Raw genomic sequence first — 13,908 nt, 5'->3', positions numbered from 1 at the left:
AAGCCCGCGCGTCCGTTTCCGGCTCGCCGCAATCGTTGTCGAAGAGAATCCACTAGCCCCGCGCCGTTTGAGACGGTCAGGGTCAGTTCAGAGGGCGGCGTCCCATCGACCGACGAACGGATCGACGGGGCTGCGACCTCGAGGGGCCATCTCGCCAAACAGCACGGCAAGCGTTGCCTCGACGGTTGAAGGGGTCGGAGTGTAGCCATTGATCGCTGTCCGGATCATCGGCACGTCCTGTAGCAGGTATGGGTCAGCGATCGAGACCAGGGCCGTGGGCAGGCTGGCGACGTGCCGTGGGGCTTCCGGACCCTGCCACGGGGTCCACGCAAGCCGGAGGGAATTCGTATTTCCAGCGTGGCGCACATTGGCGAAGTACAGACATACGTCGTACTGCATGTGAAGATCGTCCGCACGGTTGGCATCGAGGTCGGTGGTCGGTACATGCCAATCGTCTACCTCTAGTCCCCTCCGATGAAGCCCATCGATGAACTGCGGCGCGAAGGGGCCGCTGGGGTCGTAGAACGTCGGCTCGTCGCCCAAGACGATGACGAGCGCTCGACGGTGCCGAGATGGATCGAGCGGCAGAAGGTGCTGGGTGTCCTTCACTAGGGTGACCGAACGACGTGCGATGTCGTCCCGGATACCGACATCATCTCGGATGTTCACTCCGGACGCTCCACGTCTCTGCCGGGTAGGGTCGGGCGGGCGATGTAGACCGATCGAGGCCTTGGTAGCCAAGACCCTTCGCACTGCGTCGTCTACGCGCGCGTTGTCGAGCACACCCGACGTCAGCGCGTTCAGGAGGAATTGATGATCGTCGACAACCGAAAGGTTGCCGAGGATCATGTCGACCCCAGCCGCGATCGCTGCTGGAAGCCCGTCGCGCCGGGGACGCAGCGCGGTGAACCCCGTCATGGCTGTGTTGTCCGAGACGATCAGTCCGTTGAAGTCGAGCTCGCCCCGTAGCACGTCCCCAAGTAGTTCGGCAGCGAGCGTCGCGGGCATGATCTCGTGCGGCGCAATAGACGGCTTGATCTCGCGTGTGAGCGCGGGTTGTCTGATATGGCCCGCCATGATCGTGCGGGCACCGGCTTCGATGACCGAGCGATATACCGCGCCAAACGTCTCGCGCCACCGTGACGCGTCCAGATCGTTCGTGGTGGTGACGAGGTGCTGGTCACGGTCATCGACTCCGTCGCCTGGAAAGTGTTTCGGTGACGTAGCGATCTCCTGGGCTTCCAACTCACGGACGTATGCCGCACCGAATGCGCTGACGGTTTCCGGGTTGTCACCGAAGGTACGGGTATTGGTGATCGGGTTGGCCGGGTTCATAGCGACGTCAACCACCGGGGCGAACGCCCAGTTGACCCCCACGTCTACGGCGATCTGGGCGCAATGCCGCGCCAGGTGCACAGCATCGCGAACATCCCCGGTCGCGGCCACCTGCATCGGGTGAGCGAACGCCTCGGTGTCGGTTAGGAAGTTGACCGCACCAGACTCGAGGTTCCCGGCAACAAGAAGTGGCACGGGGCTCTGGGACTGGAGCCGAGCAGTGTCGGCGGCGGCTTTTGCCGTTGAACGGGGCAGCATCAGCACACCGCCTGGTTGGATCCCGTGCGCGGCCATCTCTCTCCACCAGCTGTCGACGTCGTCTGCACGGAGATACACGCAGAGAAGCTGGCCGATTTTCTGCTCGGGCGTCATTGATCGCAATGTGGACTCAACCCACTCCTGTGCGGCGACGTCCAGATGGAAGGGCATACGTGCCAGGTCGACGGAGGAGGGTACAAAGGTGTTGTGGGACATCAGCTCAGAAGATCGCTAGTGGGTTGACGGGGGATCCGCTGGCACCCGGCAGATGCAACGGCGCGACGACCGAAAGGAAGTCCCAGCGCCCTGCCTCAGCGCAGGCCGCAGCGACGGTCGACAGGTTCGCAAGGTCGACGATCGGGATCCGAAGGCTCGTCAACAGGAGGATGTGCCAAGGAACGGGCACCTCGGCGACCTCAGACGGCGTGCCATCCAACCCGCAGTCGGTGATCACCAAGGCAGGCGAGATGTCGGCGAGCCAGTCAGCGCACTCGATGCTCAACCCGGGCGCCGCCTGGGACCCAAGAGACTCGCGCGCGATGCGCTTGCCAACTCTGCCGAATCGCAACCACAGCATGTCGCCGCGGCCGACTCGGGCTCCCTGGGCGGAGAGAGTCAATTCGATGTCCTCGGGAGTCACCACCGAGCCCGGTGGGACCGCGCCTAAGGCTTCATCGCGCGCAAAGTCAAGCAGCACACCTCGCCCCGCGATGCCGTCGGCTAACGCGTCTAGGTCGTCACCGCCCCACACCGGCTCATGATTATTGCCGTCCCACCCGAAGTGGCATAGAGCATCTATATGCGTCATCGACGGTGAACCATGAATATCAAGCTCGATTCGGTCGTTGACGGCATGCCAGTCATTGAACTGGTCGCGCCACTGATGGAGCCGATACGGGCTCCCCCGCCCCACTGGACCCGCAGGGCCAACCGCCGGCGCCTCACCCGCCGATACAACTTCGCCGGTGCGGACGAGCGACGATGCCGCCACGGTGTTCGCGGCATCGACAGTCGCGTGATCCGTTCGCCGAAGGCGAGTGTGAAGTTCCTCAAACTCGCTTCGGCTCATCATTGTGCGGGCCGGCCGTGGCATGTACGCCGCCTCCTTAGGTGCCGTTGGGGTGCAGATGCATCGCGTCCCAGAGGGATCAGCAATCGGTCTTGTACAGATAAGGCTCGGAATCCGGGTCATCGACGTTCCCTGCCGTGAGGACTCGGTTGTCGATCGCCGCGGCGGCGGTCGCCGTCACGGCTGCATCGTCGCGATGGGACTCGAGATACGCGACCAAGACTTCGATCGACCGAGCCCCGATCTCGGTTGGGTTCTGGGCGATCAGAGCGGAGATTGTTCCCTCGCGTAAGGCATCGACTTCACCAGGAACGGCATCGAAGGCGATGAGAGCGATCTCTCCGGTCTTGCCAGCTTGTCTGATAGCTGCCGCAGCACCGAGACCATCCGGTCCATCCGCCGCGATGATCACCTTCAAGTCAGGGTGGGCCAAGATCAGAGCCGAGACCATCGTCGTCGCCTTGTTGATGTCGAACCCGCTGTACTCGGTTGGCAATGGCGCCAGGTCGGTGCGGGCATCCAACAGAGCGTCAACGAACGGCTGCGTCCGCTTCTCCAACGGAGGGATCCCAGGCGCGCCGCCTAGGAACACCGCGGTACCAGCACCATCTGGGATCACGTCCACAACCTCCTGCACCAGTCCTGCGGTGTCGGTGCTGCTGAAGACTGCTTTGTACTCGCTGGTCGGCTCGGTCGGAGTCTGGGTGACGATCGGCACCCCCTTCTTCATAAGACTCTGATACTGCCCGATGAACTGGTTGTTGTTGAACGGGCTCACCAGGATGCCGTCGGGTGAGCTGAGCTGGGCCGCCTGAAAGTTGGAGGCGATGGTGTTCGCGTCGACCGAGGTCGAGTTGTAGGTCGTCAGCTCAGCACCAAGCTCGTCGGCCTTGGCCTCAGCGCCGCACGAAATCGTTGCCCAGAACGGATCTGAGGTATTGGGAAGGACCGCGGCAATTGCGATCTTGTCATTGTTGCTTCCCGAGCTGGCCGCATCGCCACCGGAGCATGCTGCAGCAACGAGGGAAAGCACAGCCGCGGCGAGAAGTGCGACGGCATGCCTGGTGGACCGATTGGAAATCACGGGTTTCTCCATTTGGGATGTAGATGGAACAGCGTTGTTGCGCGTCAGGTCCCGGGCCGGTTGCGCTGAAACATGGCGATTCGGTCGAGTAGGACTGCGGCCAGCAGGACGCCGCCCACGGCGACGAGCTGCCAGAAGGCGGACACTCCGAGAACGACTAGGCCGGACTGAAGGATCACAGCCAGGGCCGCACCCCAGATTGCCCCGGTGATCGATATGTGGCCCCCCTCGAGCAGAGTGCCTCCGATGACCGCGGCCGTGACCGCGCCGAGAGCGTCATTCGCATGGCCGTTGATGGCGGTGGACCCGAATCGCGACAAGTCGATGAACCCGGCGAGTCCTGCCAAGGCGCCAGCGAGGACGGTGAGCGACAGGATGTATCGGCGCGAACGGATGCCGGCACGCTCAGCTGCGGTGCGGTCCGACCCGATGGCGCGCACGCGCAGCCCGTAGCGGGTGAACCGGACAACTGCCCACAACACGAGCGCCACCGCGGCCGCAGCGATCGCGGGCAATGGAACCCCACCGACGGTGCCAAGTCCGAGCTCGGCCTGCAGGACCACAGGCAGGGCACTGACGTCTGCCCCGCCACTGAGCAGAAGGGCCACACCGGTGCCGATCCCCATCGTGCCCAGGGTTGCGATGAGCGAGTTTACACCGCCGTAGGCGACCAGCAGGCCATTCACCAGCCCGAAGAGCATCCCGGCGGCGATGGCGGCGACGAAACCGGTCAGGATCACAAGCCATGGAACCGCGTACGCCGTTGGGTCGCCCGGCGCGCTTTGGAACCGGTGCATCACCATCGCACCGACGACGGATGACAAGACGAGGTTTGCCCCGAGAGACAGATCGAATGTCCCCGCACCGAGCATCATCGCGAGCCCTAGAGCCAAGAGCAGTGTTTCAGAGACGCCCAGGAGAAGGGCCTGCGCGTTCGCCTCGGACCAGAACACATGTCCTTCGGACAGCGCGGTGAATAGACCCACCAGCGCCAGATCCAGGAGAAGGATCCAAGCGCCCCTCGTCTTCAGCCAAACGGTGAGAGGCGACGCGGCCCGACGCGCTCTGTCATCGAACTCCGTCATGGTAACCGATCCAGTTGCGCTCACGCCGCGCCGTCCTTCCGGTAGCCGACCATGGTCGCCACCAGGTCAGGCACCGTGAGGTCGCTCGCCGGCGCGTCGAGCACGGTCTCGCCTCGCCACAGCACGGTGACGGTGTCTGCCGCTTGGAGGATGCGTGGCAGGTCGTGCGAAACGACGAGAACACCTAGACCTCTAGCAGCGACGGCACGGATCAGATCGACGATGATCTCGGACTGCCGCGCTCCAAGCGCCGACGTTGGTTCGTCCATGAGCACTGCTGTACGCGCCCACATCACGGCTCTCGCAACAGCGACGGCCTGACGCTGTCCACCGGACAGTTCGCGGATTGGCACGGTTAGTGATGGAAGCTGGATCGAGAGTTCAGCAAGGGCCTTCGCCGCGCGATCAGCCATCTCATCACGTGCCAGGACACCGAGTCCGCGGCTAGCGATCTCGTGGCCGAGGAACATGTTGTCGACGACCGAGAGCTGCGGCGCGAGTGCAAGGTCCTGATGCACAGCTTCGACCCCGAGCGCCTGCGCATCGCGAATGCTGTGCAGCTGAACTGGCCGGTCATCGATGATCACCTCCCCGCGATCGGGTCGATTGATGCCGAGCAAGGTCTTCATGAGCGTCGACTTACCAGCGCCGTTGTCACCTACAAGCGCAACGACTTTCCCAGCACCGACGGCAGTATTTGCCTCACGAAGCGCGTCGACATGTCCAAATCGCTTGGCGATACGTCGGCATCCAACCACGCAGGCCCCAGTCATCGCGAGCGCTCCTTGCACTGCATCGCCATGTTCGTTCTCCGTTTCTGTCCGGCACCTTGGCCGGCGCGCGTGACGACCGTAACACGAAAACTAACGTTGGTGTAGGTTTTCGATTCAGTCACCTCTGCGGTGAGCTAGCGGGCAGCGTGTGCCGAGAGACGCCCAGCAGCAGTCGGACGTCGGGGGCAGAAGCAGACGCTTCAGAAGATGGTGAAAGTATCGGCACGACGAATCGAACCAGCGAGGATGACATGGGCAGTCAGAGACCAAGCCAGTACGCGTCGGGCATCGCACGCAAGGCTGCGATCATGGAGTCGGCTTTCGCCGCGTTCGGCACGGTCGGGTATTGGAACACGACAATGGCTCAGATCGCGCAGGACTGCGGTGTCACCAGGGCTGGTCTGTTGCACCACTTCGCGACCAAGGAATCGCTCCTTGCGGCCGTCCTGGAGCATCGCGACGAGGTCAATCGGATGCGCTTCTTCGATGGGAGTCAGGAGCCCCGGTCGAATCCTCGCGACTTCCTCGAAAGAATGATCGCGTTGGTGGAGCACAATGCTTCGCAACCTGGATTGGTCAGTCTCTTCGCCGTCCTAGGTGCTGAGGCCACGCATCCCAACCATCCTGCGAACGGGTACTTCCATGCCCGCTACGAATCCGTTCGTTCCTGGATCGGGGCGGCCTTGGAGGCTCTCGCCGACGCAGGGCAGCTGCGCGACGACTCAGACCCAGTTCGCGCGGCCATTGAACTTACGGCGCTCCTGGATGGGCTGCAGATCCAGTGGCTCTATCAGCCGACCGTCATTGACATGCCGGCCCAGTTTCGGGCACGAGTCAACGAGCACCTACTAGATCCGCTCGGCTGAATCTCCGCAGTTCGCCGGTACTCCTTGGACACGCCGGCACCACCGAGACCCGCTGCCATGCGACTTTGCCAACTCGTCCACAGGCGAAGACTAGAGGTTGGCTCAGTTCCCGTCGCTTGACTCCGATTGGTCGGGCGTTCTATTTGTCAGCCCCGCCCTCTGCGGAGGTGAGGGACCGAACTGGGCTCCGGAACTCCCGACCAATTCCACGACCGTCATCGCCAGCTCGACCGACTCGATGCCTCCTCCAAGGTTCGCGGCATCAGCCACGAATGTGAGTCGAACTGGTGCTGAGCGGAGGCACTGCGTTGCTTGGGGTCAGCACGAAGTCGAACTCACAGTGCCACTGCGTGGCCCCGGCTTCAAGCCGTTCGTACGACGCTACGAGCGACTCCTTCACCCCGAAAACGGCATCTGATGCCAGATACTGGTCCTCCTCCGCGAACGTGTGGGTGACGAGGCGTTCGTGACCGGAGGCGGTGATTAGAAAGTGCACATGCGCCGGGCGGTACGGGTGTCGGCCCAGTTGCGTGAGCAACTGGCCGACGGGGCCGTCGTCGGGAATCGGGTACGAGGTCGGTTTGATTCCGAGAAACTCATAGCGCCCGTCCGGTCCCGTGATGAAACGTCCTCGATTGTTCCACTTGGGTTGGACGTTGGGTTGCTGCACGTCATAGAAGCCATCGGCATTGTCGGACCATACGTCGACGCATGCTCCTTCGATTGGCGTTCCGTCGAGATTCAAGACTCGACCGGTGAATCGACAGCTTTCGCCTTTCCCGTCGAGGCAGATGTCGTCACCCATGCTTCGGACGGGAGCGCCGGCAACGTGGAACGGCCCGAAGACAGTGCTCTCGGTGGCCCCCGCGGGTCTTCGGTGATTGATCGCGTCAACCAGCATGGAGAGACCGAGCACATCCGAGAGCAGAATGAACTCCTGCCTCTCATCGCTGCAGATCTGGCCGGTCTTCGTCAGGAATGACACGGCCGCGCCCCATTCGGCTTCCGTCAGGGAAACCTCCTTCGCGAACGCGTGCAGATGGCGAACCAAGGCGGCTGTCACCTCCTGCAGCCGCTCGTCCGCAGCGACGCTCGTCCGTGCGAGAACGGTCTCGACCGAATCCTTCTCGGTGAAGTACTTCAACTTGAACTCCTCAGTTCGTCGGGCGGTTTCCGGCCCAAGCATCATGAAGCAGCCGTCGGATGCCGTCCCGCTCCAAGGGCTTTGGTGACCAGTACGGGGACCGAAGGGCGAGATCGGCGACGCCGTCCAGGTCGCTTTCCTGCACACCCAGATCCGCCAAGCGCAGCGGCGCTTGGAGTGACGAGGCGAAATCGTGCAGGGCGCCACCGAGTGGATTGCCGAAGAGTTCGACGGCCGACGTCAGCTCCTCGCTTGCCTCAGTTGCCAAGTACGCCATCGTGTGGGGCAGAACGATCGCGTGAGTCTCTGCATGCGGGAGGTCCAGGGCTCCGCCCAGGGTGTGGCACAACTTGTGATGCAGTGACATTCCCACGCCCCCGAGCACTGTGCCACAGAGCCAGGCAGCATAGAGAGCCCGGTCGCGGGCACTCACATTGTGCGGTTCCTGCTGAAGGACTGGGAGTGAATCTCGGAAGGCACGCAGACCCTCGACGGCGAACAAACGGAAGATCGGGCTGCGGTCCCGCGCGTAGAGGCCTTCAAGGGCGTGGGCCATGGCATTGAGCCCGCTCGACACGCTTGCCGGCACCGGCAGCCCGTCCGTCAGCGACGGATCGTAGATAACAGTCTCCGGGAGAATCTCGGGGCCGCTTCGCGTGCGCTTGACTCCGTCCTGCGTCTCGCCGAGCACAGGAGTCACCTCAGAGCCGGCATACGTCGTCGCGACGACTACTTGCGGAACCCCAGTCCGCGCCGCGATCGCCTTCCCCAAACCGGTCGTCGAGCCCCCGCCGAGGGCAACGATGCCGTCGGCGTCGAGTTCCTTCAGGATCGACACCGCCTCTTCGGTCACTTCGACAGGCGTGTGCATGGTGGCGCGCGAGAACACCCCTACGGCTAGGGGTCCGAGTCCCTTGAGCAGGTCCTCTCCCTCGCCAGATTGCCGCGGTGTCGTGAGAACGAGAGCCCTCCTCATCCCCAGGCGTTCGACTTCTTCCGAGACCGAGGCGAGCGCGCCGCGCCCGAAGACGACCCGTACGGGTCCTGAGGCGTGAACGAACCCATCGGGTCTCAGTGTCATCGGTCCAATCCGAACAGGGAGAGCGCGTTCGTGCGACCGATCTTGAGGCGGTCACCCTCCGAGATCGAAGCGCTGTCGAACCAGTTGGCGGCGTGGTCGATGTTCTCGAAGGGCCAGTCGGTGGAGAACATGATGCGGTCAGCGCCGACCTCGAGCATCGCGTCGATCAGAGTTTGGGTTCTGAAGTTTCCTGAGGTCGTCAGATAGAAATTCTCGGTGAAGTATTCCGCCAACTTCCGCTTGGCGGGATAGGTCGGGGGAAGGTCGACCCAGGCGTTTCGGTTGTCGATGCGCCACAGCATGGCCGGGATGCCCTCTCCCATGTGACCCAGGATGATCTTGAGAGATGGGTGTTCGTCGAAGAGCCCCGACGCCATGAGCCTAAGAGCGTGGACCGCCGTCTCTTGGGCGAATGCCCAGGTGGGCCCCAGCAGCCACGGGTGGTCGGCGTAGATGCGGGCATCCGCCGGCAGCGGGTTGCGGGGGTGGAGATAGAACGGAACGTCCAGCTCAGCCACCTCAGCCCAGAACGGCCGGTAGCGAGGCAGGTCGTAGTACAGGGGCTCTTGACCGCCACCCATGCTCTCGTCCTGGCTGAAGCCGTTGACCAGCGCGCCCACGAACCCGAGCTCGGTCACACACCTCCGCAGCTCTGCGGCGGCGGCCTCGGGATCCTGAAGCGGTAGGGCCGCGAAGGCGCGGAATCTGTCTGGGTGTTCCTCGCACTGTTTCGCCAGAGCGTCATTCGCCCGTTGTGCGACCTCGATGGCCCGAGCTCGCACTGGGATGGCCTGCACGGCAGGGGCGTTGAGCGAGAGGATCATCTTCTCGATGCCGTGCTCGTCCATCAGCTTGAGGCGGCGACCGTTTACGTCGAGGAGCCGGTCTTGGAGCTCATCCCAAAAGGTCCCGGGCACAAAGCCCGCTGAATCCTGGAGCGTCTCAGGGATGGCCCAGTGCTCCTCGAGTCCGATTTTTCCGTTCATGTGAACTTCCTTCTCTACTTCGAGTGGCGGTCAGGCGGGGACGGAGAGCTGGGTCAGGAGTTCCTTGGTCAACGCCGCGAGCTCCTGAGAGTCGTGCGCCAGCCCGTAGATGTAGCTATCGGGTCGCACGATGGCTGCGACGCATCCGGTCGCCGCAAACCACTTGGCATAGGTGCCACCGGTATCGGACAGGTCGGCGGGCTCAAACATGCTGGACAGTCCGAGCGCGACTTCCCTACCTCCGACTCGAGTGAAGGCTTCACGATCCTCTGCTGGGACTCCTGATAGGACCGGCGCGCCATTGACCAGGATCAACCAGCCGCTTCCGACGACGTCATCGAGCAGCGCTGTGCGCTCTGCGGACGAGACGAGCCCTTGCGGGAGCAACTCACCACTGTTCGAGATCAGCCCTCCCGACAGTGCCGGATAGATCAACTTGTCAGGCTTCTGGTTCGCCCTTCGTGCCGCGATCATCTGGGCGTCGCGGCGCTTCGCGGCGACGGGATCGCGCATGGTCTGAACGCGGCCGAGCTCGATGGCCTTCTCGGTGATGAATCGGACGTGTGGCTCGCGCTCCGCCTGGTAGGTGTCGAGGAGCTCGTCCGGATAGCCTCCGAGAACCATTTCGAGCTTCCAGGCGAGGTTCCGCGCGTCGCGAATCCCGGAAACCATTCCTTGGGCCAGGAACGGCGGCATCTGGTGTGCAGCGTCCCCGGCGAGCAGAACGCGCCGGTCACGCCACCGCTGGGCGATGCAGGAGCGGAAGGTGTAGTTCGCGGTGCGTACCAGCTCGGCGTCGGCTGGCGTCAAGTAGTCGCGAACTCTGGCCCATGCCTTCTCAGGCTCGGTCGCCTCGTCGCGGGTGGTTTCCGCCTCGAGCCGGAAAGAGAACCGGTGGAACCGGGGTCCGATGTTGACGATAGCGATCGGTTCTGCGGGGTTGCAGACCTGCCGGAAAGTGGGCAGACCGGGCACGTCTCGGCGGAGCTCGAAGTCGCAGACGAGCCAATTCTCGAAGAAGCCGTAGTCGTCGAGCCCGATGCGCAGGCTCTCACGAACCGTGCTGTTTCCTCCGTCGCAGCCGACGACGTACCTGGCGCGAATCTGACGCTCCAGACCTTGCGCGGTCTGCGTGGTCACCGTAACGCCATGTTCGTCCTGATCCACGGCGGTGACGGCGACGCCGCGTTGAAGTTCCACGCTCGGCATCGAACGAACCCGCTCGTGGAGGACCGTCTCAACGTGCGGCTGGTACATCATGTACTGAGCGGGCCACCCGCATCGGCCGGGATTGTCATACTCGATGTCCAGCAGCACGTCGCCTTGACCGTTGACCCAGGTGTACCCGCTCTGGACATTCGTACCCAGCAGCATCTTCTCGGCGACGCCGAGCTTCTGGAATGTCCGCATCGTCTCGTCATCGAACGCGGCTGCTCGCGGAAGGTTGTACAGCCCTTCGTAGCGCTCGAGAGCGACCACGTCGAGGCCTTGCTGTCCCAGCAGCGCCGCGAGGCTCAGGCCGGTCGGACCAGCGCCTACGACGACGACGTCCACGGATGTATCGAGATTTTCGAGATTCATGAGTGACTCCAGGTTCGAGATCGGATCCGATCAGATGGGACGGGCGACGGATTCGACAGCGTCGAGCGCGGCGCGCCGACGACGGGTGATCACGGGCACGCACAGCGCTAGAAGCGCGCCGACCAAGCCGGGAATCGCGAACAGGTAGAAGTTCCACTTGACGTCAAGGCCGGACGTGAGAATGACACTTCCCATCATCGGCCCGACGATTGCGCCGATACGACCGACCGACAGCGCCCAGCCGATGGCCGGCCCGCGCAGATCGTCGGGATAGCGGGTGACGATGAAGGCGTTGGTGAGTACCTGCGAGCCGATGAATCCGAGCCCGCTGACGAACATCAGGATGAACAGGATGGCCAAGGGCGGTCGGGTGCTCATGAGAAGGAGCGCGGCGGCACCCGCCAGGAACGCGACCACCACCACCTTCTTGATGCCGATCCGGTCAGCGAGCGCCCCACCGGCGACCATGCCGACACCGGCGCCAACCCACATCGCGGCCGCTTGGCTCAGTGAGGCACCCAGGGAGTAGCCGGCGGCCTGCATGATCGTGGGCAGCCAGGTGCTGATCCCGAAGACGAGAAGCAGCCCGCAGAAGGAGATCAACCAGAACAGGACAGTCGCGACCCACACGCCGGGGCTGAACAGGGTTCGAAGCGCACCGAGGTCCCTACCACCGGCGGTGGCCCCGCTGGTCGGGGTGTGCGGACTGTCGGGCAGGAGCCGGAACCCGAGCGGCAGCAGGACGAGCGCCGGGAGCGCGCCAATGGCGTAGATCCAACGCCACGAGTAGTCGGGAAGCAGCGAGGCCGCCAGCACGGCCGACATCAGCGCGCCGCCGGCGTAGCCGGCCATCATGATTCCCACGTTCCGGCTGCGCCGAGACGGCTCGGAAACGTCGGCCACGTAAGCAGTGAGCGTCGGGAGAACGATGCCGATGCCGACCCCGACCAGCATCCGAGCAAGGCCGAAGAGCCCGAAGTCCTGAACGAGTGCGCAGGTCAAAGTCCCGATCGAGAACAGCCCCGCGCCCGCGAACAGAAGCCTTCGGCTGCCGAAGCGCCGGATCAGCACAGCGCAAAGGCCCGCTCCGATCAGCATGCCGACAGCGAGGAGTGAACCGACGTGGCCCGCCGACACTTTCGTGACTCCGAGGTCAGACTGCAGAAGCGACGGGACGGTGACGCCGTAGCTGGCGAGGTCATATCCCTCTAGCGCAGCGAAGCCAGCGGCGATCAGCAGCAGTGGACCCTCGCTCAATGAGCGGCGGGCACTACTGGAAGCGGTGCGAACGGACATGAATGGCTCCTCGGGATGGGCGCTGACGCGGCGAGGGATGTGGCGCCGGTCACTTCACCGTACGTTTCATCTATACGGAAGTCAATGCATAATGGTGAACTCCATCGCTATAGTCCCGAGGCGCTATGCACGCAGTGGCTGGCCAGCCGGTTACGCATGCGACGCCGATCGACTCGTTCCAACCACCAACCGTCCGCGACCTGGCCGCGGCCGAGCTCACTGTCGTTGAAGCGGGCAGTCCCGTTGAGCCCGCGTATGGGAGGGTCCAAGCGGCCATCGAACTAGCCGCACATCCATCCCCCGATCACGACAACCTCGACCGTCTCCGCACCGCAGCGTTGGAGCGGGTCAAGCCTCACCTAGGCCGAGCTCGAGGGCTGGACTGCTCATTTACGACCTGGACGCGATCGCTTGCGGACTCACTGACGAGGAGTACGCCCGCTTCGACCGAGCGATCTCGGAATCCGTCGCGTTCCGCGACCGTCTGGGCGCCACGCGCCGACCAACCTACGAGTCCGCGTGACCGTCGCGGCACGGAGTTGCAGCCGCCGACCCGTCCCCACCGTCTTGTGAATGGGCCGGCGACCGGTTCGCGGGATCGGGTCTACTCGAAGGCCCCGATCAGATCGACCGCTCGCGCGGCGGCCCCGTCGATACACTCCTGGCCAGCCAGATACACGCGCAGGCACGACGCGGCCACCACGCCCTCGCTGATCTGGCTGATCCGGTGCCCATCGGAGCCCATGCCGATGACGACCTCGACCAGCTGCAGCAGCAACGGGACCGGCAGGTTACCCTCTGGGGTCATCACCGAGGCCGGACGAGAAGCTGCGACCTGTCCACCCAAGCGGGGTACGAAGCCCGGAGCTCCTCACGCGCTGCCCCGAACGGCCCGAAGAACTCCTTGCGCTGCACCTCCGGCAGCCTACTCAGCACCCCGGCATTGCGCGGCGCGGCGGCGAGCGTACGGACGTCGAGCACCACCAGCAGATACAGCAGCACCTCAGGCCCAGCATCGGTCTCCGCGCCGAGAGTCTCAATCTTCTCGATCCTGTCCAGCGTCCGACGTGGGCAACATGGGAGTAACCTTGACTTGCCGCTGTGGCGGCACCGACAGTTGGCATGTCGGTTCAGTCCCGACGTCGGACGAGGCGAGCAGTTGGAGGCTCCGTTCCGCAGGGATTCCGCAGGAGTATCACTTTCAGCCGCATGACGCCGTCAGCACCCACCGACCAAATCCACGCTGACCTGCGGTTCCACCAATCATCGCAAGCGACCACCAACCACTCGGGCGTTCGAGCTCTACTACGACATCTGATCCGGAGGTCTTCCTGATCTGCCGCTAGATGC

The 13,908-nt window shown here is 63.8% G+C and carries 13 protein-coding genes; 1 reads left to right on the top strand and 12 read right to left on the bottom strand.

What is annotated here, in order from left to right; translation table 11 throughout:
• Nucleotides 1-87: 87 nt before the first annotated feature.
• From ABZZ22_RS00325 to ABZZ22_RS00305, 5 genes are read right to left on the bottom strand one after another with little or no spacing between them, the layout of a single operon-like run.
• Nucleotides 88-1,809, bottom strand: coding sequence for a glycoside hydrolase family 3 N-terminal domain-containing protein (locus ABZZ22_RS00325; RefSeq protein WP_354925518.1), 1,722 nt, complete (start codon nucleotides 1,807-1,809; stop codon nucleotides 88-90).
• A 4-nt stretch (nucleotides 1,810-1,813) separates the two neighbouring features.
• Nucleotides 1,814-2,686 (bottom strand): cyclase family protein, encoded by an 873-nt coding sequence (locus ABZZ22_RS00320; RefSeq protein WP_354925515.1) that lies wholly within the window; start codon nucleotides 2,684-2,686, stop codon nucleotides 1,814-1,816.
• A 55-nt stretch (nucleotides 2,687-2,741) separates the two neighbouring features.
• Nucleotides 2,742-3,758 carry a substrate-binding domain-containing protein gene (locus tag ABZZ22_RS00315; RefSeq protein WP_354925513.1) on the bottom strand — a complete coding sequence of 339 codons (1,017 nt, stop codon included), beginning with the start codon at nucleotides 3,756-3,758 and terminating at the stop codon, nucleotides 2,742-2,744.
• A 32-nt stretch (nucleotides 3,759-3,790) separates the two neighbouring features.
• Nucleotides 3,791-4,831: an ABC transporter permease gene (locus tag ABZZ22_RS00310; RefSeq protein WP_354925511.1), complete on the bottom strand. Its 1,041-nt coding sequence runs from the start codon at nucleotides 4,829-4,831 to the stop codon at nucleotides 3,791-3,793.
• A gap of 20 nt (nucleotides 4,832-4,851) precedes the next feature.
• Nucleotides 4,852-5,604, bottom strand: coding sequence for an ATP-binding cassette domain-containing protein (locus tag ABZZ22_RS00305; RefSeq protein ID WP_354925508.1), 753 nt, complete (start codon nucleotides 5,602-5,604; stop codon nucleotides 4,852-4,854).
• A gap of 308 nt (nucleotides 5,605-5,912) precedes the next feature.
• On the opposite strand from ABZZ22_RS00305, the gene ABZZ22_RS00300 reads away from it, so the two are divergent.
• Nucleotides 5,913-6,470 carry a TetR/AcrR family transcriptional regulator gene (locus ABZZ22_RS00300; RefSeq protein ID WP_354925505.1) on the top strand — a complete coding sequence of 186 codons (558 nt, stop codon included), beginning with the start codon at nucleotides 5,913-5,915 and terminating at the stop codon, nucleotides 6,468-6,470.
• A gap of 262 nt (nucleotides 6,471-6,732) precedes the next feature.
• Here the strand turns inward: ABZZ22_RS00300 and ABZZ22_RS00295 are convergent, their stop codons facing one another.
• The 7 genes from ABZZ22_RS00295 to ABZZ22_RS00265 all read right to left on the bottom strand — a co-directional run bounded on the left by ABZZ22_RS00295 (nucleotide 6,733) and on the right by ABZZ22_RS00265 (nucleotide 13,560).
• A complete protein-coding gene (locus ABZZ22_RS00295) occupies nucleotides 6,733-7,614 on the bottom strand; it encodes an intradiol ring-cleavage dioxygenase (protein ID WP_354925502.1) in 882 nt (293 codons plus the stop codon).
• Nucleotides 7,615-7,624: 10 nt separating this feature from the next.
• Nucleotides 7,625-8,695: a maleylacetate reductase gene (locus ABZZ22_RS00290; RefSeq protein ID WP_354925499.1), complete on the bottom strand. Its 1,071-nt coding sequence runs from the start codon at nucleotides 8,693-8,695 to the stop codon at nucleotides 7,625-7,627.
• Entirely contained in the window at nucleotides 8,692-9,681 is a 990-nt protein-coding gene (gene tsdA / locus ABZZ22_RS00285; RefSeq protein WP_354925497.1) for a gamma-resorcylate decarboxylase, read from the bottom strand. Before tsdA ends, ABZZ22_RS00290 begins: the two co-directional genes overlap by 4 nt.
• Nucleotides 9,682-9,711: 30 nt before the next feature.
• Nucleotides 9,712-11,262 (bottom strand): bifunctional 3-(3-hydroxy-phenyl)propionate/3-hydroxycinnamic acid hydroxylase, encoded by a 1,551-nt coding sequence (locus ABZZ22_RS00280; RefSeq protein WP_354925494.1) that lies wholly within the window; start codon nucleotides 11,260-11,262, stop codon nucleotides 9,712-9,714.
• 30 nt (nucleotides 11,263-11,292) lie between these two features.
• Nucleotides 11,293-12,558 carry an MFS transporter gene (locus ABZZ22_RS00275; protein ID WP_354925492.1) on the bottom strand — a complete coding sequence of 422 codons (1,266 nt, stop codon included), beginning with the start codon at nucleotides 12,556-12,558 and terminating at the stop codon, nucleotides 11,293-11,295.
• A 604-nt stretch (nucleotides 12,559-13,162) separates the two neighbouring features.
• Nucleotides 13,163-13,366, bottom strand: a complete 204-nt coding sequence (locus ABZZ22_RS00270; RefSeq protein WP_354925490.1) for a hypothetical protein — start codon at nucleotides 13,364-13,366, stop codon at nucleotides 13,163-13,165.
• On the bottom strand, nucleotides 13,366-13,560 hold the full coding sequence (locus ABZZ22_RS00265) for a hypothetical protein (RefSeq protein ID WP_354925487.1): 195 nt from the start codon (nucleotides 13,558-13,560) through the stop codon (nucleotides 13,366-13,368). The genes ABZZ22_RS00270 and ABZZ22_RS00265 overlap by 1 nt, the downstream gene beginning before the upstream one ends.
• Nucleotides 13,561-13,908 lie beyond the last annotated feature (348 nt).

It is taken from the genome of Nocardioides sp. NPDC006273 (assembly GCF_040613495.1).
Taxonomy (GTDB): domain Bacteria; phylum Actinomycetota; class Actinomycetes; order Propionibacteriales; family Nocardioidaceae; genus Nocardioides.
Note: the sequence above shows the minus strand (reverse complement) of the source record. Positions and strands in the feature narration are given on the sequence as shown.

Coding starts and splice junctions, on each gene's coding strand:
- ABZZ22_RS00270 (WP_354925490.1), bottom strand. CDS start 13,366: ATGACCCCAGAGGGTAACCTGCCGGTCCCGTTGCTGCTGCAGCTGGTC.
- ABZZ22_RS00325 (WP_354925518.1), bottom strand. CDS start 1,809: ATGTCCCACAACACCTTTGTACCCTCCTCCGTCGACCTGGCACGTATG.
- ABZZ22_RS00300 (WP_354925505.1), top strand. CDS start 5,913: ATGGAGTCGGCTTTCGCCGCGTTCGGCACGGTCGGGTATTGGAACACG.
- ABZZ22_RS00290 (WP_354925499.1), bottom strand. CDS start 8,695: ATGACACTGAGACCCGATGGGTTCGTTCACGCCTCAGGACCCGTACGG.
- ABZZ22_RS00275 (WP_354925492.1), bottom strand. CDS start 12,558: ATGTCCGTTCGCACCGCTTCCAGTAGTGCCCGCCGCTCATTGAGCGAG.
- ABZZ22_RS00320 (WP_354925515.1), bottom strand. CDS start 2,686: ATGCCACGGCCGGCCCGCACAATGATGAGCCGAAGCGAGTTTGAGGAA.
- ABZZ22_RS00310 (WP_354925511.1), bottom strand. CDS start 4,831: ATGACGGAGTTCGATGACAGAGCGCGTCGGGCCGCGTCGCCTCTCACC.
- ABZZ22_RS00315 (WP_354925513.1), bottom strand. CDS start 3,758: ATGGAGAAACCCGTGATTTCCAATCGGTCCACCAGGCATGCCGTCGCA.
- tsdA (WP_354925497.1), bottom strand. CDS start 9,681: ATGAACGGAAAAATCGGACTCGAGGAGCACTGGGCCATCCCTGAGACG.
- ABZZ22_RS00305 (WP_354925508.1), bottom strand. CDS start 5,604: ATGACTGGGGCCTGCGTGGTTGGATGCCGACGTATCGCCAAGCGATTT.
- ABZZ22_RS00280 (WP_354925494.1), bottom strand. CDS start 11,262: ATGAATCTCGAAAATCTCGATACATCCGTGGACGTCGTCGTCGTAGGC.